This window comes from Streptomyces boluensis (assembly GCF_009908195.1).
GTDB lineage: Bacteria > Actinomycetota > Actinomycetes > Streptomycetales > Streptomycetaceae > Streptomyces > Streptomyces boluensis.
On the sequence record NZ_JAAAHS010000729.1, the window covers coordinates 1 to 1,128 of the forward strand.

The following is a 1,128-nucleotide window of genomic DNA, read 5'->3' on the forward strand; positions in this document are numbered from 1 at the left end:
TTTATAAGAGACAGTGTCCGAACCGACCGGTGCCGCCCGCCGACGCGGGCCCTTCAAGGTCGGGGACCAGGTACAGCTGACCGACCCCAAGGGCCGCCACTACACGTTCACGCTCGAAGAGGGAAAGAACTTCCACACCCACAAGGGTTCCTTCCCGCACGACGAGCTGATCGGCGCACCCGAGGGCAGCGTTGTCCGCACCACCGGCAACGTCGCCTACCTCGCGCTGCGCCCCCTGCTCCCCGACTACGTCCTGTCCATGCCCCGCGGCGCCGCCGTGGTCTACCCCAAGGACGCGGGGCAGATCCTCGCCTTCGCCGACATCTTCCCCGGCGCCCGCGTCGTGGAAGCGGGCGTCGGCTCCGGCTCCCTCAGCAGCTTCCTGCTGCGCGCCATCGGCGACCAGGGCATGCTGCACAGCTACGAGCGCCGCGAAGACTTCGCCGAGATCGCCCAGCAGAACGTGGAGCGCTACTTCGGCGGCCCCCACCCCGCCTGGCAGCTCACCGTCGGCGACCTCCAGGACAACCTGTCCGACGCCGACGTCGACCGCGTCATCCTCGACATGCTCGCCCCCTGGGAGTGCCTGGACGTCGTCAAGAAGGCGCTCGTCCCCGGCGGCATCCTCTGCTGCTACGTAGCCACCACCACGCAGCTCGCCCGCACCGTCGAGTCCATCCGCGAGATCGGCTGCTTCGCCGAGCCGCAGCCGTGGGAATCGATGATCCGCAACTGGCACGTGGAGGGCCTCGCCGTCCGCCCCGACCACCGGATGATCGGCCACACCGGCTTCCTTCTCACCGCCCGCCGCCTCGCCGACGGAGTCGAGCCCCCCATGCGCCGCCGCCGCCCCGCCAAGGGCGCCTACGGCGAGGACTACTCCGGCCCCAACGCCGACGCCGGCAACACCGGCCGCTGACGCACACAGCACCACAGCGCAACCCCAACGAACAGGCGCCGCCGCCGAGTTCCCGCACCGAAAGCGGAACTCGACGGCGGCGCCTGGTCGTTGACGCGCCTATACAGGAGCACGATCCTCCGACCCCGCCGTTCCACCCCACTGTGACGTATGGCACCATGCTGGGCACCCCTCCCACCGGCAGCCCTCACAGGAGACACTCCTAGTGC

At 69.8% G+C, this 1,128-nt stretch carries 1 protein-coding gene; it reads left to right on the top strand.

The annotated features are described in order from the left end of the window. Nucleotides 1-13 precede the first annotated feature (13 nt). On the top strand, nt 14-919 hold the full coding sequence (locus GUY60_RS37775) for a tRNA (adenine-N1)-methyltransferase (RefSeq protein ID WP_161706012.1): 906 nt from the start codon (nt 14-16) through the stop codon (nt 917-919). Nucleotides 920-1,128: the final 209 nt, after the last annotated feature.